The sequence below is a fragment of the Mycobacterium sp. AMU20-3851 genome (assembly GCF_043974665.1).
Classification (GTDB): domain Bacteria; phylum Actinomycetota; class Actinomycetes; order Mycobacteriales; family Mycobacteriaceae; genus Mycobacterium.
On the sequence record NZ_CP146371.1, the window covers coordinates 4,541,374 to 4,564,022 of the forward strand.

Below are 22,649 nucleotides of genomic sequence, written 5' to 3' on the forward strand. Positions count from 1 at the left end.
TCTTGGCACTCTTTCAGGGCTAAGCGGACGATAGCTAGACGGGCGTGGATGATCGGTGACTCCGCCACCGCTGACATCGGAGGAGCCCGTAGGGTCATGATCGACTGCGTGTGGCTGCACCGGGGCCGACACTGGACCGAAGACGGCCATCGGCCGTCGTCTATTGCCGGCGAGTGCGTCGAGGCTATCGCTCATACTGTCCGGCAGAGTGTTCCTTTGGACCAGCACAAGGTGTGATTAGCGTTGGAGACGCTGCATTTCCTACGTATGTTCTGACAGGCACGTCGACCACAGCCCTAGGCTGACGGCTGCGCGTCCAACCACTTGTCGACGTCTGGCTGCTCGATATCGACAAGGGACCACAGAGTGATCGGCGCGCCCAAGTATTCACTGACGGGCTTGTCGGCCATCGCAAGAAAGAAATAATGGTCGTCCCCGGGCACAAGATCGACAGCGAAATTCTCGGCGGTTCCCGCGTCGAGTGCTTCAAGCGCATCCCCACCGTTGACGGCGGTGGCCCTCGGATGGATTACGTGAACGTTCCCGACTGTGAGCGTCTTGCCGCTGATCTTGACCGCAAATGGTCGTTCGGCTTGTTTGGCCAGCATCCACGGTTCCCGGAGCGCTTGCCGAACATTCGGCGCGTCCACGCCCGTCATGGTTGCCGTGAAGGTGCGCGCCGCGGGGGACGCGACGACTCCACCTTCCAACAAGATACGCCCGACACGGACATCTATCCGGTCGCGCGGTGAGATGGCTGCTGGCAGACTGAAATAATTCTTGCAGTGCTTCTGCAGCGTGTCCAAATCGTGTGCGAACTGCTCAATGATCAGTTTGTCCACACCGTACTCCTCTATCGAAACTGGCGCCGAACCCTTCATTTTGGCGACTCGAATAGCACCTGCGTACAGCTCAAGCGTTGCCGCCGAACGTATCTGGCGTGCGGTCGCGAGCAGCTCAGCGACGACCCCTGGCCGCGCCTTCGGGATATCGTAGCCGAGACGAGCCTTTGCGGATTCAACTGCATCGGCGTCCAACACATGCGGGATCCTGAATCGGACCTTGAGTTGTCCTTCGCAGAGCAGAAGATCGAGCGAGGACCCGAGGTGTCCGTCGTCAAAGTGAACGACTTCTGCTTCATAAGAATTGATTTCGCCGTCTTCTCCGCCGTCGCCGCCGGGTCCAGTGAGCCGTAGATCAAGGGTCTGACCAGCGCGCGGCGCCGTAGGCCCCAGGTTGATTTCGACGTCACCGGGCGGGAGCTGCTGGCCCTCAAACAGGACGGGACCGTTGATGGCTACCCACTCGACCATGTCGGCTGGAATCCGTATCGGGTCGGCCGATCCATAGCCGATGCCCTCTTCAACCCCAGCGAGAATTGCTGCCTGCTCAGCGTTCAGCCCTGACTTCAGAGTGACATGAAACCCTGAATCGACAGGAGGCTGAACCCCCTCGATGGGGCGCATGGTGATCGTCGATGACCCACCCTCGCTGGCGAATCCGTAGGTAAAGAGAGGGTCGACTGTGTCGATGACTGAAGCCAGAGCGGTAATCCGCTGCTGGACGTCTTCGTACCCGTCGAGCAGAGCAGCCCTCTCTTGGCTGAAGACTTGCGCGTAGTGCATGAGGACGTTGATCGGAGTGCGCTGAAAGTAGGCGTCGAGGTTGGGATCGTCGGCAAGCCAACTGTCGAGTTTGTCGCGGCCGATTACCTCAATCTTGACGCGCTTTTTTCCTTTCAGCTCCCGCACAAACTTGTCCTCATCGTTCGTGCAGACGCACGGCAGAACCAGCTTCCACTCGGCCGGCTTGCGCTTGCTCATCGCGGTGTCGAACGACGCCTTAATCTGGCGCCGTCGTGTGTCCTTGAACCCACCGGAGAAGCCTTCCGGGAAGCACTTCAGTTGCAGAATCGTGCGGCGTGTCCCGTTCGTGATTTCGATGTCTATGCCGTCGTCGCCACCTCTCCCATCGACGGCACGGACGCCCTTACCGAAGCGTCGCAGGACGAGCGCCTCAACAACACGGTCGAACTCGTGCTGTTTCAGCGTGACCCACTCGATACTCAATTCACTCCCCCAAATAGCGCTATATCCGCAACGTGATGCGCCCGCGATGCTCAGTAAGCTCACCTTCACCGCGCATCAGCATATGGCGTCCTGAATGCAATAGCTCATGAAAAACACGCCCTGTCTGTTGCTCTGTCTACGCTGTGGACTGTGATCAGTCCGGTCAATCTCGACGAACCAGCAACCTGGCCGCAAGAACTGCGCGACCTCGCGCACGAGGCGACCCAGCAAGAAGGGTGCCGAGGCAGCAACACAGTGGATCTGAGGCCTGCGCCTTACCTGTCCGACCGGATTCGATCTATCTTGTTCGATTACGGCGTCGTGGTCTATCAATGCGCCCGGCTGCTCGACTCCGAGGTTGCCGATATTCGACTGAATGGACTTCGTGCCACCTCGGCGTCCCTGCTCCACGACAAAGTCCGGGCAGCTCGAGAGGAAGGCGTGCTGACAGAACACCACGCTGAACGCTTGTTGACGAAGGGAGTGCTCACAGCCCCCGAACAGCGTGCGGCGAGGGTCGACGAAGTCTGCGCCTTGACAATCCTGCGGACCCTCACCGTCGACCCCTACGGCACGCAACCCCTGCTGAACTATTGGGGAGGGGAAATTACCTACTTCTGGCAGATCGACGAAGATCCTGACCTCGCCGAGGTTCTAAGAAGTATCGGCAACCCAGTACTGATCGAGTTTCAGCACAGACCCTGCCCCACGGACCATTGCTCGCCTGAGCTTGCCAACGTCGTCATCGGCAGGTATCAGGATCTCGATGACTGCGCTGGCGAAATACACATCCGGCTCCCGCACGGCAAACGCATCCCCGCTATCGAGGTCTGGCAACGCGACGACTTCCGATGGCCACCGTCGCACCCGACCGACGAAGAATGGTGAGCTTAGGCCAAGCCGCGTGTCTCGTTGTGCGCGCGGCGATATGGTCGCGGTTTTCGGAGTCCTGTGTGCAGTCGAGTCCGTCTGGTGGGCGGAGCTACCTGCTCGCTTTCGACCGGAGCTGACATGAAATGGCTTCAGGCGGCAATGATGAACCTGAGTGTCAGACGTATTGCTCGTACTCAGTTCGTTCGTCACCAGCAGCGCGTGGTTAGGGCGCCGCCGAGGGAACTCCCAGCGCTGACCGCATAGCAGACCGATCGCCGTCGAAGTCATCGCCATATACAAGCTGGTCATATTTACAACCCAGTTTGGCAAGATCTGTCGATATGTTGGTTGTGACACCCGCGAATCTTTCAGAGAGAAAGTCGCGCAAAGCCACAACATCGTCGATCTCGTAGCGGCATCCGACACCGCGGTTGCGGGCAATCTTCGGGTCGATCGCGAGCAACTCACGGAACGTCTTGCTCTGCCAGTTCAGCGGCGCTGTACCGGGATAGGGCTTTAGAATTGCATCGCCAAGACGTCCGCGCGCTCGTGGCGGCAAGCTTTCCACCAGGCTGTCAACGTCGCGACCGGCCTGACGTGCGAGGTAGAGCGGGTAATGGATCGGCGCGAACTTCGCCGATTTAAAGATCGTCTTAAGTCCCGACGACAGCAGCTGGTCTGTATCGTGATCGGTTCGGTAAGCGAGCATGTCGTTGAAGAGATCGACGCGAGTGAGCGACGAGTACCCCTTGAGGCCGATACGTGCCATCGTGCCGACCCCGATGACGACTTCGACCTGATCGACATCCGTATCTGCATCGAAGTCTAGAACATGGATTCGGTCCGAAGTTTCAACGCCATAGGCGAGCTGGAACACGCTCTCGCGGAGCTGCCGCAGCAGCCGGTACGGGAAGTGCTGCGGCAAGTCCGCGAGTATCCGGTACAGATCGCCGTAGTCGTGCAGACCGAGTTCATGTACACCGAACGTGTGCGACTGCACTGTGATTGATGATCGCGACAGCCCCTCCCGGCGGCGTTCGTCGGGTCTGCCGACGAAGATGAACCGTTCGTTGAGTTTGTCGAGTTGGTCTTCGCTCAGACAGGTGACCAGGTTGCCGAGCAATCGTTGGATGTGAGGATCGCCGAGGCTGTAACCGATGAAGATAATCGGGTTCTCGACGAACAGCGTGAGAATCTTCGCGATGAGGTACGGATTCGCGTCCCAGTACCTCTCGTAGTCGGCCTCAGTGAACACCAACGACCGCGGGTCAGTGATGGAGCCGTGAATCTTATAGATCTCCCCCACTGTTTGCGTCGAAGAGAACAGCACGTCGTTTTGACCGACATAGACCTCCATCTCCGGAAATGCGTCGTCGAGGATTTCGTCCCAGTTGGTCGTGATGATGGCGTGACAGTGGATCTTCGACAGGTCGCTAAGTTCGGTATCGACCTCTGGTTGGTCCAAGACGCCTAGCGATCCGATGTGCTTACAAATCTCGATCTTCAAGGGATCAGCTGTGTCGCTGACAAGGTGAGCACTGTCGGTCCTGGACTGGACGTACTCGTCGGAATTCCACCAGGTATCGTAGAAATCTTCAGCAATCATCGATGCAGCTCTGGGTCGGTCCCCACCGGCTCGGCCACGATAGTAGGCGAAGTTTTTGCCGGCGAGATCGGCAAAATGGGCGAGCAATCCGTCCCAATCGGGCGAACCAATGTACCGACGTGACAGCCCAGAACCCACAAACATCACCGGCATTGCCCGGGATTTGGTCAATAAGTCACGTAATGCCGCTAGGTCGTCCTCCACAGGCACTCCTCCATCAAGGTCCGCGCAGAACCGTATTGCGCACTATGCGAACAGTACGTCGGCCATCCGACAACAATCGCGCATGACCTTCCGGCGCCGTCGGCCGCGTCTACTCTTGTTCGTACCGCTGAAGGTGTCAGCTCCGGTTGAATCCTGAGCAGCCTGCTCTGGGGTGGTTTCGAGGCGTCGTCGCAACACTTCTCTAGATTCTGGAGGTTGTGTTGGCATCGTCGCGTCGGGTGAAGAAGGGGCCGGGGCGGCGTCCGCTGTCGGCCAAGCGTCAGCGGTTCATGGAGTTGCGGGCTCGGGGGTGGAGCGTCCGCGCCGCGGCCCGTGAAGTCGGCGTATCACGGTCGTCGGGCACGGCCTGGACCAGCGGTCATAAGACCTACCGCAACGGCGTCGTGGTCGGGTTCGTTCCGCCACTGGATCCGCTGGCCGTGCGTCAGATCAGCGCGCGCTACCTGTCCCAAGACGAGCGCATTGAGATCGCTGATCTGCGCCGTGCTGGGCTGAGCATGCGCGCCATTGCCGACAAGCTCGGACGTGCGCCCTCGACCATCTCGCGCGAGCTCGGGCGCAACGTCACCCCGGCTGGTCGCGGATATCAGCCCTTCGAGGCTCATCGGCGGGCTACCGCACGCCGAGGACGTCATCACCGACGACGGGTCGACAACAATGAGCAGCTCGGTGTCCTGGTCGCTGAGCTGCTCGGTCGGCGCTGGAGCCCGCAGCAGATCAGCCGCCACCTCCGGCTACTTTTTCCTGACGATCGGTCGATGTGGTTATGTCATGAGAGTATCTATCAGGCTGTCTACCAATCGAACTCACGGTTCCTGCGACCTACGAGATTGGCGCCGCATCGGCGTTCACCGCTGCGTACCGGCCGAGATCACCGCCGCGCCCATCAGTGCCAGCGGCGCCGCCGGCCGCGATTCCAGCAGCCCATGCTCACCATCCACGACCGCCCTTTCCCACCCGTCGACCGGTCCCAAGCCGGACACTGGGAGGGCGACCTCATCATCGGTGACAATCACCTCTCAGCGATCGGCACGCTGGTCGAACGCCAGACCCGGACACTGCGCCTGGTGCATCTGCCTCGCGCGGATTCCGACTCGCTGCATACCGCTCTGGTCGACCGGATGCAGGACCTGCCGCCGGAGCTGATGCGGTCGATCACCTGGGACCAGGGCACCGAGATGGCCCGCCACCTCGCGACAGCCGACAAGCTCGGGGCGCCGGTGTACTTCTGCGACTCTCGATCACCGTGGCAGCGGGGCACCAATGAGAACACCAATGGGCTGCTGCGCGACTACTTTCCCAAGGGCGTCACCCTCGCCAACTATTCGCTGGAGCACCTGTTGGCAGTCGAGGAGGAACTCAATCAACGTCCCCGAATGGTCCTCCAAGACCGATGCCCCGCGGATCTATTCGCCGCCCTGCTAGCGTCAAGCAGTCCGTCGGTGTTGCGACGTTGACTAGAACCCACCCCGGAACTACCTGCTCACTTTTCGACCGGAACTGACAGAAGGTGCGGGTTTTGTGGTCAGTCCGCCTGCTGTGAAGGGTGAAGAACCGTTCAAGTCCTGCAATCTGGACAAAACACCCTGACGCCCCCGGTCGACCGACTGCTTGCTCGCCGATAGTGACAAACGCCGCCAGCGCGCTGGTTGATCTGGATTTCACCGATAACATCCAGCTATGTCAGATGGATCCGGATCTGCGGGGGCGACTGTTGTTCCGTGTCTGTTGGCTCGGCAGCCGTCACCCACACCCTGACCCTCGATAGGTACGGCGCCTGCTGGGTTTCGAAGTCGGGTGACCGGATTGGATGTGCTGTGTGTGCACTGCCTCAAGCCTGCATTTGGGAGACCTTCCTGTCCGCTGGCGCTCCGCCTGTCAGACACCCTCCATAGGAGCTAGGTCCGTGGAAAAGAACTGGCGTGCTGGATCAGCGATGCGAAGGCGGATCGTAGTCCGGACGGGCGAGCCGCGCCGCAAGCTCGTCTAGTTGCTCAAGATCTATCGGCTCCACGCCGGCAGATTCCTCATCATCGATTGGCGCTGGCGCACCCTTCTCGACAACCAGCCGTTCAGCTTCCCTGAGTTCGTTCGCCTCGAATTGTTCGTTCGCGTAGTCGATTGCGCTGTCGACCTTTTCAACGAGATCCTCAATATTTGACACCGGTACCTCGAACTGAATCTCTACAGTGGACGACGGCCAGCCCGACGACCAACCGCGCTGAGACTCAATCTCTTCGATCCTGGGACCGAAGTAGTTGTGCCACAGCCTATGCGGCTTCGGCGCGTAACTGATGGCCAGCCACACACACCCCTCCGATATCCCTGACAGCCCCGTATCGATGTCAAGTGGTCCGACGCGGCGGACAGGCTCCCACGACGAGAGAATGCTCTCAGCGCTTGCATTCAGGTCGGCAACATCGTCATAGTCTTGTGCCAGGTACGGGGGACCATTCAGATCCATGACCTGCACCTGCTCTGCGCTGATCCTCCGGATCTGCGGAACAGGTTGAAAACGATCCGCTTTGCGCACACGCACGGGGTCTGTGGTTAGCACTCGCTCGATCCTTCCGCCGAAGTGCTGCTTCCACTGCCGCCCGGCAGCGTCGGTGTAGTCGACAGCGAAGGATATTCCAGACCAATCGAACGTGTGCAGCGTGACCAAGGTGAACCACGTCTCTTCGTCGGTGTGATTCCTGAACGGTACGAGTAGCTCACCGTCGGGAAGACGCTCATGCAATCGGTTCTCAGCCTCCACCCGATCAGGCGTGCGACGCTCCGTCGTGCCATCGACGTCGCACGGGGAGTCAGCGAACGGCACAGTTACGTCGAAAAATACCTCTTTGCTTCGATTTTCGATACGAAAGTATGCCAACGACTGGAAGCCGTCTGGAATGTCTACTTTGTAGATGGTCAACAGTCTCGCTTGAGCCATGTCATCGTTTGCACGCAACTCCACAGCAGTCTGCCGGTCTGCGCGGGCAAGCGCACTGGTGACTCGAACGCCCATGGCGGTGATGAGAAACGCTGCGGCGGTGGCAACGCCCGCCGCCCACGTTCCCCAGGAGCTGTACCAATCGGCCGTGTTGCGCCCCGGATAGAACACAGCACGCACAACCAGAAACGTCACAAAGGCGAACGCGAAGACTCCCGAAATCGCGATCGCGCCGACTAGCGTGAGGCGAAACTGCCTTTCCTCGGCAAGTTGCCGTACGGGTCCATCGTTGTCCACATGCTCCCCAATCCCCTAGTCGCCGCTTCCCTTGGTCGCAAACCATCTTGCATTGCGGCGACCGCTGGCGTCATAGTGAACGTGATACGGAGCTCCAGATATTCATCTACGCCGCTAGCAGCACTTTGCCACGTTTGGTCGAGTGAAACTCGCTGTCTGACTCCGACTGGACAATGGCGCACGAACGTTCTGACACGTGCTTCGGTTCCACGGTCCATACAGGTTCGGCCTCATCGCCAACAACCTCATGGCCATCAACACCGCCTGGGGTGTCCCTTCCGCCAATGTTCTAAAACTGTCGTACGCGCGTGCGAGCGCATCTTGGCTTTTCTTCACTGCGTGGTCAGGCGTTGCAGCTCAGCGATCGCGACCGGGAACGGGATCCGTTCCTGCTCGACGCGGCGATGTTGTTGCCAATCGGCGCTGACCAGGCACCGATAGACGGACCTTTCGCTGTCTGTGAGTGCGTCGAGGGGGTGCTCGGCTTGCGCGCCGAGGCGACGGCCTCCTGGTGCGTCGCTAGTGCCGTATTGCTCGTATTGCTCATAGGCGGCGGCGTCCATCAGGATCGACTGTACGGTCGGCAGGACTTGGCGGAGTCGGTCGAGAATTTCGTAGCCGTCGGCGTCGATGTCGCCCCAGTAGAGGACCGTTGATGCACGCGCCACCCAGTCCAGTTGAGCGACCCGATGAGCGGCGTTGCCTTCAGTCCACACAGTGATCAGTCCAGGAAAGCGCGGGAAAAGCAGTGCGGTGTCTTTGTTTTCGCACAGCACCACAACCTTCGGCTGATAAACCGGACTGACGTTGTCGCCGAGCGTGTGCGAGTCCCATTGCCGCCCGCCGCTATCGATGTGTTGTGGGTCGCAGTACCGGAACCGAACCTCGCTGGGTCGCTGCGCGAGGTCGATGGACTCGATCCCGGCAAGCGCGGCGATCTCGCGGCGTTTGGAGTCGGTGAGCCATTTTGCGTGCACACCGGCGATCGGAACTTGTCGAGGCGTTAACCCCTGCCAGCTAGTGGGATTGGCGCGGAACCAGTTGGCGGCTCTGAGCAGGATGTCGAAGTCGAGTGCGTCCCAACTCCGGGTGCTGCGAAATACTGCCCCGATCAAGGCGGTGTCGAACTGCGCCCGTAGCCGGCTGAAACGATACTGAGCTTGTTCGTATCGGACTGTCCAGCTTGCGCCGGCGAACTGGACGCACGCGTCGAGGGTGGCTATGTCGATGTGCGTGGGGATTTCTTGCAGTGAGGTGCCGACTCGGCGGGGCGTCTCGCGAAGGGTCACCCCTTCGGGGAGGAGAGCAGCGAACCACGCAGCCGCCCAGGGTTGAACGGTGTACCAGCTCTTTTGCAGCGCACTCTTACTGGTCGACGGCAGCAGCGGTACCGTTAGTGGCTCGGGGAACCGCTCGTCGCCCGCAACGATCGCGTGCAGGTGACTGTTCAGCCACCGGTCGAGGTGTTCTCGGACTTGGTTGGCTGTTTTCACAGTTTGCTCTCGGCGTTCTTCAACGTCATCTGCCATAGGCGGGATCGTTTGCGGTCGTCGATCGCGACTTCGTACACGACAGACGTCGCGTAGGTCATCGACATCGCCTTGCCAACAGGCGTGGACACGATGGGTTGGAAGCCGAGTTTGCGCCACACATTCAGCGCGCGGAGCGTGTGCTCTGGGCCCGCTTTCGTCAGGGCTTCATCGAGGATGACCGTTGAGAATCGGGGGAGGTGAGCGCCGTCGCCGCTGACGTAGTACCGGATCGCTGCGGCGAGGATGAACGACGTCAATTCCTGCGTTTCACCACCGGACTGCTCACCAGAGAGCCGGTCGTAGGTCACTGACGGCATTACACCGGCAGGGTCGGATTTGCGGGCTTGCAGTTGCATGTGTTTGCGCACGTCAAACAATGTCTTGATCTTGTCGTCGGTAGAGATCATGTGCATGACCGAGTCGAACCGCTCGTACCGGGCCGCGACGTCCTCATGCGACAACGATTTTGTGGTGCGTGCAGCGAGTTCGCCCAGCGCGACCTGGAAGTCCTTAGCTTCCTGCGGTTGTTCTTCGCGGACGATCTCCACTTGGAGGCGGCAGGAGCCGTCGAAGTCGGCGTCGCCGAGCAGGGAGTTGACTTCATGTAGCCGGGACTTGATGTCGCGGCGGGCTGCTTCGTAGCCTTCGGTCACCTGCCCGACAGTCATATTCGTGTAGTCCATGACCTGCTGCGCGAACAGCTCCTGCGCCTCCTTGAGCCCCTCCAACGTGTTCTGGTGCAGGATGTACTCGTATGCCTCGTAATTGGCTTCAACCGCGCTCGCGATCTCGAAGTCTTTCGCCGCCGAAGCCTTCGGTAGGGCATTCCCGAGCGGACCCGGCGGGAACGCGGAATTGTAGGAGTGCATCACCGCGAGAAGCGATTTCGCAGCGTCGTTCCGAGTCTTCGAGGCGGCTTGCAGCTTGGCACCGAAAGCTTTGATCAGTGTTTGAGTGTTGGCTGGAACGAAGTGGTCACTGGTCAGTGTTTCGGTACCGAAGGTTTCCCTGGCTTCAGCGTCCAGCCGCGCGGCGGTGGCTTCGTCGAGGGCTGCAACGCGTTCTTTAAGCTTCTCGATTTCCTCGTAAGCCAGGTCCTGGCGGGCTAAGTGCGCATCACGGTTTATCGTTGCTTCTTCGTACCGCAGCCCGGCCCGTGCGGAGGCGTCTTGGGCTTTCGTGTGCGCCTTATTCGCTGCTTCGGCCGCGTTCCGCAGCGCGATGACTTTGTCACCGGACAATGCGTCGCGCTCAGCGACTTTCGCAGCGATGACGGCGGCAGCGGCGTGCATGTCGTAGTCCGGCCAGTTGTCGGCCGCGTCGATGAACTGCGTGTGTAGGTCCGCCGAGGCCGCGAGTTTGTCTCGTGCGTCTTTTAGTTCGTTGCGGAGATCTGATGCTGCCTCCCATTCGGAACGCAGTTCGGCGATCTCGGTGCGCAGTTTGGCGAGCAACGCTTCGGGTGAGAATCCGATGGAGCGTTGATCAGATCGCAGCCCACCGTGGACGCCGTCGTCACCTTGGCGGACCTGTCCGTTGAGGCTGACACCTTTCTGGTTCGGGTTGAGCGCGTTGAGGGCTTCACCGTCGGCGACGCAGAGGTGCGCGAAGCGGTGGGCGATTTCGTGGGACAGCCAGCTGGTGTAGCGGTGGTTGGCGTATTGCAGCTTGGCTGCAAGTTGCTCGTCCGGTGCTTGGTGCAGATCCCATGCGCTAGTGGGGATTGCCTTGGAGCGGATACGGGGTGGGCGTTTGTCGGCGTCGACTTTGCGGCGGAAGTCTTTGATCCGATCTTGCGGTACGAGCAGTGTTTGTGCGAACGAACCCATCACGCCTTCGGCGGCGGTACGCCACTGCTCGTGCTGAGTCTTGAGGTCAATCAGCTCGCCGACGAATTTCAGGTCTTCGGCAGGGATACCGGTGATTCGCGCCCATTCGTCACGACGTTCGGTGAGGTCGCGGCTGAGGACGTCTTTGCGTCCAATGTAGTAGTCGTATGCCTGTTGCTTTTCGTCGAGTTGGCGTTTTGTGTCGAAGAAGTAATCCTGCGCCGCTTCGAGTTCGCCGTCGATGACCGTGGCTTGCGCCTTCGCGTCAGTAAGGAACTGGGTCGATGCTGCGCGTTGCTCGTCGCGTTCGGTCTCCGTTTCGGGGAGCGTGATTTCGTGGCCGATTCGATCGGTGAGCCGTTCGCGTCGACGGCGGACGGTTTCGAGGTCGCGGCGCGCGTAGGTGAGTTCGGATTCGACTTCGCCTAAGCGGTCGCCGCCGCCGTTGCGGTAAGCCCGGTCGGTGTCGAGCATTTCCCGCTTCGCCGCTTCGGTGACAGCTTCGGCGGCGACTTTGGCTCGGTGCGCTTGCTGTGCAGCCTCTTCGAGGGCGTCTTGTTCGGCGGCGAGCAGGTCGTAGTTGCGTTGGTGGAACCACCGATAGAACGGGGTGTTGTGGTCCATCGAACCGCGTTCGACGCCGAATCCGATGTCACGGTAAAACTTCCCGGTCGTGGTACTGCTGCTGTAGGTCTCCCACTGCCCCGGCAGGCTTTGCAGGATCTCGTGGCGAGTTTCGCGGTCGGTCATCTGCTGGTACGTTTCGCGAACCTTTTCCCATCCGCTGCGGGACTCGCGCACCGCGGCGAATAGGTCTTCGGGTTCGTCGAGGATGATGCCGGAGAATAGCCAGTTGACGGTAGGGATCTCGCTACTTGATTGCAGTCGGTACAGCACGTCGGTGAGAGATTTCTCGCGGTCGCTCATCCCGAATTGCTCGAACAACCATTGCCGGTTTCGGGTCCGATTCTTCGCGATTGTCATGCCGGGGAACGCTCCTCGCAGTGCTGCCGGTTTGAAGACGGGTGCGTTGTGCGGTGACTTGGTGTACGGGTCGAGGTCGGTGATGGCGAACTGTCCGTCGATATGGCCGTGAACTTCGGCACTCGGCTTCTCGTCGTGCTTGTTCATGTACCAGGCGGAGAACATGGTGAGGGTGCGGCCGTCGATGTTGCACCACGTCAATGCGACACCGCTCCATGTAGCGCGGCCTCCGCGCAGATCGTAATAGACAGTGCTGCGGCCGTCGCTGTCTTTGCCGTAACGGCCTCGGACATAGGTCGGGATTGAGCGTGGTGAGGAGCCGCTGCCGCTGGATGCGCGGTTGAAATCGCGGCCGGGGTGTAGCACCGCAGATACGGCATCCATGAGGGTTGATTTGCCGGTACCGGAGTCGCCGCTGATGACGGTGACCTCGGTGGGTGGCGCCGGGTCGAGTTGGAAATGTCCGTTGAACCCGCCCCAGTTGTAGGTTTGCATGCCGTACAGGCACCAGCGATCCATCCGCAGCGCGCTTGTCATTCCGCGTCACCGACCTCGGCGTCGGTGTCATCGTCGCTGTTGGGACCGCCGAGCATTTCGGCCATGTGGTGCAGCGCCTCTGCTGTGTAGATGACGGGAACTGCCGGCGAAATCTCCCATTCTGTTGCGCCGTCGCTTGGTTTGGCGCCGATGATCAGGTCGGCTTCGTGGAGCGCTTCGAGCGCTGCGCTGGCGTTGGATGCGCGCGCAGTGCGGTTGCGGTCTGCGTCGGTGAGCAGAGAGTTGAATGCTTCCTCGAAGTCGCGCAATGTGACTTTCGTGGTGGCGCGGTTCGCGAGGCGAGCGCGGTGCCAGCGGTCGTAGACGGTGAGCACTCCGGCTGCGAATTCACGGCTCATGCGCCGTGAACGCAACACCTTCAACGGCTTGTGTTTGTCGTCGGATGGCGTGATCTGCGCCTTGTACGCGATGCGCTGCTCGGTGCTGATGATGATGTCGATGTAAAACTCATGGAAACGCGACCGGATCAGTTTCTCGTGCTTTTCGAGAGTCTCCCATAATTGAAGGTGCTTGTTGCCGTTGAAGACTCGATCCATGAGCAGGCGGATCATCACCTGGCGGACATCGGCGTCGGCGGTACCGAGATCACCGTCGAATAGTGGCTCGTTGCGTGTTGCGAGTTCGCTCATGGTTGAGTATCCGTGAGTTTGACGAAGGATATGGCCGGCACCACGCAGGCGATCACTTCTCCTTCTGGCCCGGTGGTTTCGACAGTCACTCGCCTGCCAGCGTGTTCGTGGATTGAACCGTCGTCGCCGTGTCGGGTGGCGTAGGTGAAGTACGGGAACAGTTCAACCCAGCGGCGAAGATTGTGCGGTGCATCGGCCCACACGTCGGCCAATGAGATCGTTACTCCGTCGTCTGCATCTGCCAGGGTGCGGCTGATATGGGCCTCAATTTCGCGTGGATGCGGTTCACCCCAACGGGCTAGGTACTCCACATTCATTGGTGCGGCAGTGGATACGTCTGCCTTGTCCAATGGCGGGGTGTCTTCGGCGACTGCGCGGACGATTGGCAAGGCGGGCGAGGCGCCAATGTCAGCGTTCGCAGGTTCGGGCAGTGCATCCATAGGCAGTGCGCGACTGTCGTTGTCGCGGAGCGCCTTCCAGGCTTGCCGCAGTGCGTCGGTCCACCCGCCGCGGGCGAGGGATTCTGTTCGGCGCCGGAATGCGTCTGCTGCGTCTTCGAGGTTGTCGGTGAATACGGTGAGGAGCGGGGCGAACTGGTTGTAGAGGGCGACGGGGTAGTCTCGTAATTCACGGATTTCGTTGGCGAGTAGCACTTCGGCTTGCTCGCTGTTGATGATGGCGTCGGTGTTGCGCCCGAACTTCAATCTCAGTTCGGCATCGGAGAGGATGTCGCTGGCCTCGCGGGCGGCGCGGCCTTGCGAGTTGTCGAGCACCCTGCGCCATGCCTCGTCGTAGGCGTGGATGTGAGTGATGCCGTCCATCTCGTCGGCGGCGATTTCGTCGAGGAACTTGCGGCGCTCTTTCGGGAGTTGCTGCGCCGCATACACAATTCCGAGTCTGATGCGGCGTTGAAGGGCGCGAATGTTGTCGTACCAGTGTTGGAAGTCATCGAGGGTGATACCCGCTTCTTCACCTTTGAGGATACGTAGTTCGCGTTCTTGGAGTGCGGCGATATCAGCGCGGATGCGGGCGAGTTGGCGGTCGCGGTCGCCGCTGACCTTGGCGGCCATATCCTCCATCTGTTCGATGAGGACGCCGACCTGCCGGGCGCCGGTGTCGCGGCGCGCGGTGGTGAGCTGTCGGAGCCATTCAAGGGATTCGTGGGTTTCTGCTGTGCGGCTGTAGACCGGTGTTCCGGCTTCGCCGTCAGGCGTCTTCCATAGCCAACCACCGTCAACCCAGCTTCGACACAGAGCTTGTACGGAGGCGCTGCCGCCGTCAACTTCACGGGCGCGTGGTGTTGCGATTCCCGCCTGGCGCAGTGTTCGGAGGACTGTTTCAACATCGCCCTCGAACTCGTCCGCGGGAATTGCTTCACGGTCGGGCGCGAAGGTGTTGTCGAGCACCGTGACGAGGACCTCTGGGTGCTCTAGTCGGAGCAGGGTGACTGCCGCGTGTTTGCGGGTGACATCGACAAGCGTGTTGTGATCGACTATCAATTCGGCAACCGGTTTCATGCGCCCACCACGTTCAACTAGCCCCCTGACACGAATTGTGGACTACTAGATTCTGTTTACCCTGGCGTACCGACAAAACGCCTCAAGTCATCGCAATGGCCCGGGTAAATAGCTGTTCAACACCCACTCTCGCTCCGGCGTGATCGCATCAACCGATCCGGGCCTGCCCCAACACTCGCGAAACACTGCGTGAGCTGCCGTTTTGATCGTCGTGGCCACGATCCCTGGAGGGACAATGGCCGACCGGGGCTGCGGTGGTTTCACCTGTGCGGCTCCTCACATTCGGAGCTATCGACGTTGAAGGGACGGCGGCAAGGACGACGCCAGCTGCGTCACCGACGTACGAGCCGGCTACCAGGGCGTGGCTACCGCCGCGGCGCCGTTCCGACTCACCGGCGCCGAGCGGCGGGCCCTGTGTCCGGCTGGTCCACTCGCTGCCCGTCCACCGCCGCAGTTCGGCGTGACCGCACGGATCCCGATACCACCCCGACGTTGCATTAGTCACTGCAGATCCTCCCCCGTTGCCTGCACACCGCAGCGTAATGAGGTACGCGGACGCTTATGGTCGTTTTGGTGTGGCCCTCGTCGGCGGCCTTGGGGAGGATTCAATTGATGATGCGGATTGCGGCACTCGTTCTCGCGGCAGGCGCCGCGGTCTCATGCTCTACGCCGCCACAAGAGCCCACGTCGCCCCTCGGGCGGGCGTCACCATCCGGTGCCACGACGATCCCAGGAGGTCCGATGGAGGCCACACCGACCGTGCCGAACCCGAAGATCCCGACCAGTCAGCAGGAAGCCCAGGACACCGTTCTGCGGTTGCTCCAGGACACCGCCAACATCTTGCCTGCGGGCACCACACTGGACGGTTCGCGGTATCGCATCGGGCGGATGGACAGGTACTGCGAAGACGACCCGGCAGGACCGGATTCCCCCGTGCACGTGGAGGATTGGCGAGATCTCAAGTTGCCACCCGGAACAGATTTCAACCACGTCATCGCCGCGACTGGAGACACCTGGACACAATGGGGCTGGCAAGTCATCGAACGCGACGGCTTCGAAAAGCCCAACAGATTCGGCTACACGCCGGCCGGTTACGTGCTGCACTTGGAGGCGAGGAACAACGCCAACGCCTCACCACTGCTCATCGGCACCTCACCGTGCTACCCGGGCACCCTGCGCACGGACATCCCCCGCAATCCCCCGCTGATATCCCAAAACTGAGGTCCTAGCGCCGCGACCTCGAAGCAGCGGGTCGCCCACGCGTCGGTCTGCCGCGTTAGATCGTTGTCTATGGCTTTATATGGCTCTATATGGAGTTGTTCTCCATATAGAGCTGTAGACGCTCGGCGGACTACGGGGCTCCGTACCGGCGGCGAACGCGGTCGACCAGTTCTGATGCCGTGATCACGCCTTGAATGTAAGCCAGCTGATCAATCCGGGTGGCGACGGTGCTACGTGACCCCGCCAGTTCTGTGGTGTGACGAATTAAGCTGACCACGTCCTGCCGCGTGGCGTCTCTCGAAGACACCATTGGATTGCCTCCCCCGTTCGATCGGTCTCTGGCTGACACCGGCATATTTAGCATCGCGCGCCGGGAAAGCCCTGCTAGTCGTACTTAGCCTTTGCTCGCTTCGCTTAAAGTAACTGAGTTACCTGAGCCCTACTAGCAGGGTTTCCTGGCCGCCGGGCCGTGATGTACACATTCTCGATTCAGCCGTAAACACAGCGTTGGCGCGGCGGCATTCTGAAGCAGAATCGCATTCACCAGACGCGCTCGTTCAAACCGCTCGTCGCGTGTTGCCAACTGTGCGACGCCATCCGGGTTATCGTGTACACCGTCCGCCAAGACAACCTTTCTGGGGAGAGGATAAGGGGTTCGCCAAGACCCCGTTTCGATTCAAGTGCCAGCTTGGTCGGAGAAAGCCTCCGCGGTCCGCGATCGCGGAGGCATTTCCATGTGTGGCCCCGGCTCGATTCTCGACGACGAGTGTCACCTTCGCCGAGCTCGCCTATCGTCATTCAGCCTTCCGGGCATATACATGTCTGTATCGTCATATCAACCGCGTGGTCGTGCCCTGCTAGCAGGGTACGACCAGGATCAAACCGGTCAGTTCGTACAGCATTTATCTTCCTGAAATGGGCACCAATCCCTATGCAGCGAGCAGGGCTGGCTGCGCTTTCACCACACGACACGGAAACGCAGTGCCGCGCGATGGCAAGCACGTCGGCAGGTGCGTCCCATCGTGCCTGTAGAGCAGCAAGAGCCCTGTCCGGCGCTGTGGAGTTCAGAGTTCAGCTACCCGACGGATCCGACACATCGCTAAACGCATTCACGAGTGTCCCAGTCCATCGCTGTCGGATCCATTAGCCGTGATCTGCAGGACGAGTTCGACGATGCCACGCAACGCCTCGCCCTCAGTGGGCGCCAACCAGGAGAGAAACGGAAACTCGGCAACGAGTCCAACGAACTCGTCGTCCTCCGGTGACCACTCGACTCGGTACGTGTAACCCCTCGCCGAAGCTACGTCGAACCGTAGGTTTTTCACACAATTGCGAATGGTAGTGGCGATGAACATTGCCCGCTGCCGTGGGCTTTCGCCATATTCTTCGTCTGCGATCGTGCCCGTGGCGATGAGTTCTCCCCGCGCAGAGCCATCTGGCTGTTTCTGAAGGTCCAATTCGATGGCCCATTCTCCGCCCCTCTCGCGAAAGTGGAAGCTGCGTCCGTCGACTTGGCCCTGCCACTGCTCGGGCACCTGCCCTTCGTGTCGCTGCATGACGATGCCAGGTTGATCAGCCAGCCATGCCTGGAGGTCAGCCTCGGCGGCCTGCTTGGCGGCTTCAAACTGCCGACCCTCTGGCGTCCGCCGGAACTCCTGCATGTGTCCGAGAAACTGTTGGAAGGTCCCTGCAGATCGCCACCGACTGGGCGAGGATGATCCCTTGTCCCCCAGCGTCTTGTCGTCGTCGGGCATCGTGATCACCTCGTTGGCCGGAGCAGCGATATGGGTTAGCGCCAGTCTGTGCTCATTCAACTCTGGCCGCAATACGTCTGAAGCTTCAGCACAAGGAAAAGTTCCCGGGACAGGAAATGTTTCCGCACACGGGAAATTGAAACAGTCTGCGCTGCTTTGTCTTTAGATCCGATCCACTACGTCTACAGTCGTTGTCGACGACAGAATTCGACAGGCGACACGATTTGTTACACCGGTCCACCGAGCTGGAGGTGAGCTGTGGTCAAGAACCGCAAAGCAAAGGATGCTGCGCTGGAGTATCAGATGGCACATCCGGGCATGTCGTACGCCCAGGCGCGGCGCGAGTCACGCAAAGAGCATCAGCGCGCGCGACCATCCACACGTGCCTCCTCGGAGGACGAGCGTGAGCCGGCTACGCCGCCACGGGGATCGGAGGTGTCCAGAGTCGACGACACCCCCCGACCCATCGAACAGCCGCTTTCCTCGGACTATCTGACGAACCGGTTCGGCCTGACGCCCGCTGACAATCTCGAACAACCGTAGCGATGTACGACGGTGCCACCATGGCTGCACTCCCGGTCGCACGGAATGGCACATGGCCGGAGTGGTTCAGGCGGGGCTCTGATGCCGTCAGTGGGTGACATTCCAGAACCCACCGATGCCGAGAGAATCCGTTGGCGCGCTCTTGAATCGGATGTGGCGGCTATGGGTGAGGGGTTGCGCAATGGCTCCGCCACCCCCGACGACGTTGACGGCGCCTTTGCACGCCTGATGTCGTCGGATATCGACTGGAAAACTTACCGTAATGCACTTCATGTCCCAGCAGACGCCGGCGAACATGCCGGGGCGATCGAGGTGATCCTGCGGCGCATTCCTGATGGGTGGGGTCGCTCGATCAGCGTCGATGCGGGCTGGTACCCACTAATTATCGCCACCGATGCCCTACTAGCGGGACTCGACGCCGAGTATGTGGTGCATCAGGTCAAAGAGAAGTTCGGCACGCTGCGCTACTACTACCGGCCCAGCAGCGAGGACGTCGACCACGAGACCTTGGACGCGATGGATGCGATCACAGACGGCGCCGAGCGTGCGTCGGCTATCACGTGTGAGCGATGCGGCGCGACGGGTTTCCTTCACCAGGCGCCAGGCCCGCGGGTGAAAACGTTGTGCGCTTCGTGCGCGGACACCCTCCGATACGTCCCTGCCCAGCCAAACTAACGCCGCAGTCCAGAAAGTAATGGCACCGACAGCGTGACCGAGCGCTACCGTCGACCGACATCGCGACATTGTGGAGGTACACCCATGACACCCAACACCCCGAAGAAGGTGGTGGTGTCGAAGGCCGCGTTGAAGACGGCCGGTGCGCGATCCACGAAAGCATCAGCGGCACTGGCGGGACGAATCGTCCCGGACGATCATCGGCGCTCCGCTGCGGTGCAGGCGTTTCTCGCTGCGCGACGGCAGCCTGTCCAGCGAGGATGATTGCGCATGCCAACGTCCCCGGATCCGCCGAACAACACAGCCCCCTCCAATCCTGCTATTCGAGAAGTGGGAGCGCTGACACCTGACTCGCCAGGATGCTGGTTGGTGACGACGCAAGGCAGCACACATGTGTGGGACCTGGACGCGATGACCTACACCCGCAGGCCTGGGCCGACGAGCCTCTCCGGTGGTTTCGCCCACGATGAGTGTGCGATGCCGATCAGCAGGATTGAGCGTTGGCCCCGAGTGGGTGGAACGTCGTTGGTGTGGTTTGACGATCCGGAGGCTCTGGCCGAGCGCGAGTTGTGGCGACAGTCCTCGACCATCGTGTCCATCACCGCGCTGCCGGACGTGTCGCCGCCAGGACGGCGCTGAAGGCCGCGGCTGCTGATTCCAACCACGCTGCTATATATAGTCACAACAGCGTGACGTGAAGCGGCGGCACGGCCATGAGAGGCTCGTCGATCCCCTGCTGCTGCAGGAATTCTTCCATCGCTGTATGCACACCCGGCCCGTCCAGAGCACCTGCCGCAGCGACCGCGTGGCACCGCCGGGCGAAAGAAGGCGTCTGGCGGTACCAGTGCGCACCGGTCCTCGGGAGACCGCTGAGATGTTCGAACGCGAGGCAGCGCTGAGCATCGAAGGCAACGGGTGTTCCGGACCGTTGGTCGGCGAGCAGATCGCTGTAGTCGAGTCGGCGGCGGCGGTGGTAGTCGATGCGGGCGGGCGTCGCAGCGAGGTGATCGGCCAGTTCGATGACGCGGCCGGCGACTGCAGATCGACTGGGGCACTCCGCCAACGACCGTAGTGCGGCGTACACGTCCGCGGAGTCATGGGCGGTGTTGCCGAGCATGGTCGCGATGGCGGCCGTGGGTGCGGTGGTGCTGACGTGAGCGACGGCGCAGGCCAGCATCCGCTGGGTGGTTGGAGAGTCGTGGCCGTCGCCGAGAAGGTAGGTGACCCACGGCGTCCACAGCAGGGTCGGCAGGCGCCGCGTCAGCGAGGTGAGCGTGGCTTCGGGGCGCCGCGGTATCGCCGGGTGGGGCGTGCAGGTGCGGTAGCGCAGCACGTCGGCGATGGGAAGGTCTGGGTCAAGTGCGGCCAGTTCGGCCGCCGCGACCCGCGGATGTGAGGAGGCGGTGTCGACGGCTCGCTGAAGCCTGGCCGACACTGACGTCGGCGTGGATGCCGACGTGGTGCGAATGACGGTGGCTGCGCGGGTGATGTCGGGGGCGGTGAGCGTCCGTGTGGCGATGGTGAACGCGTCGGCTACCCGATCGATGCAGGTATCGATGCTGGGTTGCCCTGGTCGGTGCTTCGGTGCTGCATAGCTGGTGGCGATGTCGCGTGCGAGCGCACGAAGGTCGGCCAGGACGTGGGCGGGGGTGGCGGCGTGCTGGTCGTGGAGGGTGAATGTGGTGGTGTCGCCGGCGGACAGGGTGTTGATGGTGTGTTGGGCGTCGAGTATGGCCGACGACGGGACGAGTCCGCGCTTGTGGCCGCGCAGGTCCGCTCCGCAGACGGTGTGGCCGTGCCGTCCGCCGGACTGGGTGCAGAAGCGCAGGTCGGGAACGACGTCAGTCAGCGGAGCGGAGCGCATGGGCGGTCGTCCGCATCGGGGGCAGGTGTCGGCGAGTAGGCGGTTGTGCCGGGTGCAGGCGAAGGTCCAGCCCAGCAGCCATGCCAGTTGCCATCGACCGTCGTTCTCGTCCAAGCATTGTGGGCAGTAGCGCGTCGGACGTGCGGTGGTGGTCAGCGTGCCGTAGTCGGTGTGGGTGGGGCGGCGGGCTGCGGTGATGCCGAGGGGCTGGAAGCGGTGCAGCGTCATCGAGCGGAGTTGGTCGGTATCGACTGCGGTGGCGGCGGCGAGTGTGTCGATCTCGTGGGTGTGCAGGTAGCCGGCCCAGCCGACGTGTTTCATGTCGCCGCGGCGGCGATGCAGACCGGCGGCGGTCAGCATTTGGCGCCAGGTGACGTCATTGAGGTGCGCGTACGCGCACAACCACGAGGTGAGACTTTCCCCGGCCTGTGGTTGTGCGCGCAGCGGCAGTGTTCGGATCAGTTGGTTCTCGCCTTCTTTTGGCCGCTGCGGATGGCGGCGGCATTGCCTGAGCGGGTTTCTTCGGCGGCGACGTCGACCGGGATGGTGTCGAGCAATTCTTGGGTCAAGACTTCTACTCCCGTGCGGATCGCCTGCGAGCAGCCGCGGTTGATCAAGGTCATCAACGACCCGATGCGCCCATCGGTCCGTGCCCAGAGATAGTCGGGCAGGACGTCGGCGAGCATGCCCTGGCCGCTGTTGGTCAGCACGATCTTCGACTCGATCGTCTTTAGGAGGGCTCGCCAGACCTCGCGGCCTTCCTGTTCGTCGATGTCGAAGTTGTCCATCCCCAGCAGGGTGGTGCGCCGTGCGGTCTGGGCGACGACATTGCTGCCGGTGCGGTCGGCCAGGAGACCGGATTTCTTCAGCTCGACGCCGATGAACAGCAGCGTCACCGGGAACGTGTTGGCGATGAACTTGAAGTGATTGCTCACCTGCACACTCTGGGCCGATGGCCAGCGCAGGAAATGCAGATCGTCGATCACCAATAGCCTTGTTTCGCAGTACAACACACAATCGAGCGCTCGCTGCAGGTACTGGTTGGCCGTGCCCCGATCCGCTCCGGGGTGGGCGTAGAACGACAACATGTCCCGGTTGAGGTCACGCAGTGTGGTGTTGCCCGTCAGGGATACCCAACAGACTGGCCATCGTTCGTGCCCGTCGGAGGTGCGTGCGCCGTCCTCGGCGATCTGCTGGAGGTGGAATTCCTTGCAAAACTGCTGACCGACGGTGGTCTTGCCCAGACCGGGCTCGGCATCGAGGGCGATGGCGCCCTTCACCCTGTCGCCGTCATGAAGGTTGCTCTCCACGATCGTCCACAATTGCTCACGCACCGACTTGAATTGCGGCGTCTTGAACGGTCCCAGGTTGGCGTGCCAGTCCCGGCGCATCCGGTTGTACTGGGCGCGTGCGGTATCGGACAGGGCGGTCAGCTCGGCCCGGCTCACCCGTTCGGGCTGGGTGCGGGCTGGGGCTGTGACGAATCGTTGCCAGTCCTCCTTGCGGGTGAGGCTGATGTTGGCCATCGACGCCGAGCG

General features: G+C 61.3%; 19 protein-coding genes. 7 read left to right on the top strand and 12 right to left on the bottom strand.

Going from position 1 to position 22,649, the window contains the following annotated elements:
• Nucleotides 1–30 precede the first annotated feature (30 nt).
• The gene (locus V4U86_RS21670) at nucleotides 31–237 is read left to right on the top strand and encodes an HAD hydrolase-like protein (protein ID WP_395312155.1); all 207 of its coding nucleotides are present in this window, start codon (nucleotides 31–33) and stop codon (nucleotides 235–237) included.
• A 59-nt stretch (nucleotides 238–296) separates the two neighbouring features.
• On the opposite strand, the gene V4U86_RS21675 is transcribed toward V4U86_RS21670, so the two are convergent.
• Nucleotides 297–2,069 (bottom strand): hypothetical protein, encoded by a 1,773-nt coding sequence (locus tag V4U86_RS21675; RefSeq protein WP_395307965.1) that lies wholly within the window; start codon nucleotides 2,067–2,069, stop codon nucleotides 297–299.
• A 150-nt stretch (nucleotides 2,070–2,219) separates the two neighbouring features.
• Here V4U86_RS21675 and V4U86_RS21680 point away from each other — a divergent pair, with 150 nt between their 5' ends.
• Nucleotides 2,220–2,957 carry a hypothetical protein gene (locus V4U86_RS21680; protein WP_395307966.1) on the top strand — a complete coding sequence of 246 codons (738 nt, stop codon included), beginning with the start codon at nucleotides 2,220–2,222 and terminating at the stop codon, nucleotides 2,955–2,957.
• 208 nt (nucleotides 2,958–3,165) lie between these two features.
• Here the strand turns inward: V4U86_RS21680 and V4U86_RS21685 are convergent, their stop codons facing one another.
• Complete coding sequence (locus tag V4U86_RS21685) at nucleotides 3,166–4,752, bottom strand: SIR2 family protein (RefSeq protein WP_395307967.1); 1,587 nt, start codon at nucleotides 4,750–4,752, stop codon at nucleotides 3,166–3,168.
• A gap of 239 nt (nucleotides 4,753–4,991) precedes the next feature.
• Between V4U86_RS21685 and V4U86_RS21690 the strand changes: the two genes are divergently transcribed.
• Nucleotides 4,992–6,230 (top strand): IS30 family transposase, encoded by a 1,239-nt coding sequence (locus V4U86_RS21690; protein WP_425590829.1) that lies wholly within the window; start codon nucleotides 4,992–4,994, stop codon nucleotides 6,228–6,230.
• 473 nt (nucleotides 6,231–6,703) lie between these two features.
• Here V4U86_RS21690 and V4U86_RS21695 read toward each other — a convergent pair whose 3' ends face one another.
• The 6 genes from V4U86_RS21695 to V4U86_RS21720 form a co-directional block, all read right to left on the bottom strand.
• Complete coding sequence (locus V4U86_RS21695; protein ID WP_395307968.1) at nucleotides 6,704–8,005, bottom strand: hypothetical protein; 1,302 nt, start codon at nucleotides 8,003–8,005, stop codon at nucleotides 6,704–6,706.
• Between the two features lie 332 nt (nucleotides 8,006–8,337).
• Entirely contained in the window at nucleotides 8,338–9,534 is a 1,197-nt protein-coding gene (locus V4U86_RS21700) for a Wadjet anti-phage system protein JetD domain-containing protein (RefSeq protein ID WP_395307969.1), read from the bottom strand.
• Nucleotides 9,495–12,887, bottom strand: a complete 3,393-nt coding sequence (locus tag V4U86_RS21705) for an ATP-binding protein (protein WP_395307970.1) — start codon at nucleotides 12,885–12,887, stop codon at nucleotides 9,495–9,497. The genes V4U86_RS21700 and V4U86_RS21705 overlap by 40 nt, the downstream gene beginning before the upstream one ends.
• The gene (locus tag V4U86_RS21710; RefSeq protein ID WP_395307971.1) at nucleotides 12,884–13,537 is read right to left on the bottom strand and encodes a DUF4194 domain-containing protein; all 654 of its coding nucleotides are present in this window, start codon (nucleotides 13,535–13,537) and stop codon (nucleotides 12,884–12,886) included. The genes V4U86_RS21705 and V4U86_RS21710 overlap by 4 nt, the downstream gene beginning before the upstream one ends.
• Nucleotides 13,534–15,054: a DUF3375 family protein gene (locus tag V4U86_RS21715; RefSeq protein ID WP_395307972.1), complete on the bottom strand. Its 1,521-nt coding sequence runs from the start codon at nucleotides 15,052–15,054 to the stop codon at nucleotides 13,534–13,536. The genes V4U86_RS21710 and V4U86_RS21715 overlap by 4 nt, the downstream gene beginning before the upstream one ends.
• Nucleotides 15,055–15,202: 148 nt before the next feature.
• Nucleotides 15,203–15,559: a DUF2510 domain-containing protein gene (locus V4U86_RS21720; RefSeq protein ID WP_395307973.1), complete on the bottom strand. Its 357-nt coding sequence runs from the start codon at nucleotides 15,557–15,559 to the stop codon at nucleotides 15,203–15,205.
• A gap of 236 nt (nucleotides 15,560–15,795) precedes the next feature.
• Here V4U86_RS21720 and V4U86_RS21725 point away from each other — a divergent pair, with 236 nt between their 5' ends.
• A complete protein-coding gene (locus V4U86_RS21725; protein WP_395307974.1) occupies nucleotides 15,796–16,275 on the top strand; it encodes a hypothetical protein in 480 nt (159 codons plus the stop codon).
• 130 nt (nucleotides 16,276–16,405) lie between these two features.
• Here V4U86_RS21725 and V4U86_RS21730 read toward each other — a convergent pair whose 3' ends face one another.
• The gene (locus tag V4U86_RS21730; protein WP_395307975.1) at nucleotides 16,406–16,639 is read right to left on the bottom strand and encodes a hypothetical protein; all 234 of its coding nucleotides are present in this window, start codon (nucleotides 16,637–16,639) and stop codon (nucleotides 16,406–16,408) included.
• A 745-nt stretch (nucleotides 16,640–17,384) separates the two neighbouring features.
• Nucleotides 17,385–18,029, bottom strand: a complete 645-nt coding sequence (locus V4U86_RS21735) for a hypothetical protein (protein ID WP_395307976.1) — start codon at nucleotides 18,027–18,029, stop codon at nucleotides 17,385–17,387.
• A gap of 258 nt (nucleotides 18,030–18,287) precedes the next feature.
• On the opposite strand from V4U86_RS21735, the gene V4U86_RS21740 reads away from it, so the two are divergent.
• The 3 genes from V4U86_RS21740 to V4U86_RS21750 all read left to right on the top strand — a co-directional run bounded on the left by V4U86_RS21740 (nucleotide 18,288) and on the right by V4U86_RS21750 (nucleotide 19,886).
• The gene (locus V4U86_RS21740) at nucleotides 18,288–18,572 is read left to right on the top strand and encodes a hypothetical protein (protein ID WP_395307977.1); all 285 of its coding nucleotides are present in this window, start codon (nucleotides 18,288–18,290) and stop codon (nucleotides 18,570–18,572) included.
• Between the two features lie 90 nt (nucleotides 18,573–18,662).
• Complete coding sequence (locus V4U86_RS21745; protein ID WP_395307978.1) at nucleotides 18,663–19,247, top strand: hypothetical protein; 585 nt, start codon at nucleotides 18,663–18,665, stop codon at nucleotides 19,245–19,247.
• Between the two features lie 369 nt (nucleotides 19,248–19,616).
• Nucleotides 19,617–19,886: a hypothetical protein gene (locus V4U86_RS21750; RefSeq protein WP_395307979.1), complete on the top strand. Its 270-nt coding sequence runs from the start codon at nucleotides 19,617–19,619 to the stop codon at nucleotides 19,884–19,886.
• A gap of 40 nt (nucleotides 19,887–19,926) precedes the next feature.
• Here the strand turns inward: V4U86_RS21750 and V4U86_RS21755 are convergent, their stop codons facing one another.
• Together V4U86_RS21755 and V4U86_RS21760 are read right to left on the bottom strand one after the other, a co-directional pair.
• On the bottom strand, nucleotides 19,927–21,513 hold the full coding sequence (locus tag V4U86_RS21755) for a TniQ family protein (RefSeq protein WP_395307980.1): 1,587 nt from the start codon (nucleotides 21,511–21,513) through the stop codon (nucleotides 19,927–19,929).
• Between the two features lie 56 nt (nucleotides 21,514–21,569).
• Entirely contained in the window at nucleotides 21,570–22,637 is a 1,068-nt protein-coding gene (locus V4U86_RS21760) for an ATP-binding protein (protein WP_395307981.1), read from the bottom strand.
• Nucleotides 22,638–22,649: the final 12 nt, after the last annotated feature.

Bases quoted from the DNA above. Each gene is read 5' to 3' on its own strand.
- V4U86_RS21700 (WP_395307969.1), bottom strand. From the start codon at position 9,534: ATGGCAGATGACGTTGAAGAACGCCGAGAGCAAACTGTGAAAACAGCC.
- V4U86_RS21730 (WP_395307975.1), bottom strand. From the start codon at position 16,639: ATGCTAAATATGCCGGTGTCAGCCAGAGACCGATCGAACGGGGGAGGC.
- V4U86_RS21710 (WP_395307971.1), bottom strand. From the start codon at position 13,537: ATGAGCGAACTCGCAACACGCAACGAGCCACTATTCGACGGTGATCTC.
- V4U86_RS21725 (WP_395307974.1), top strand. From the start codon at position 15,796: ATGGAGGCCACACCGACCGTGCCGAACCCGAAGATCCCGACCAGTCAG.
- V4U86_RS21735 (WP_395307976.1), bottom strand. From the start codon at position 18,029: ATGCCCGACGACGACAAGACGCTGGGGGACAAGGGATCATCCTCGCCC.
- V4U86_RS21760 (WP_395307981.1), bottom strand. From the start codon at position 22,637: ATGGCCAACATCAGCCTCACCCGCAAGGAGGACTGGCAACGATTCGTC.
- V4U86_RS21715 (WP_395307972.1), bottom strand. From the start codon at position 15,054: ATGAAACCGGTTGCCGAATTGATAGTCGATCACAACACGCTTGTCGAT.
- V4U86_RS21705 (WP_395307970.1), bottom strand. From the start codon at position 12,887: ATGACAAGCGCGCTGCGGATGGATCGCTGGTGCCTGTACGGCATGCAA.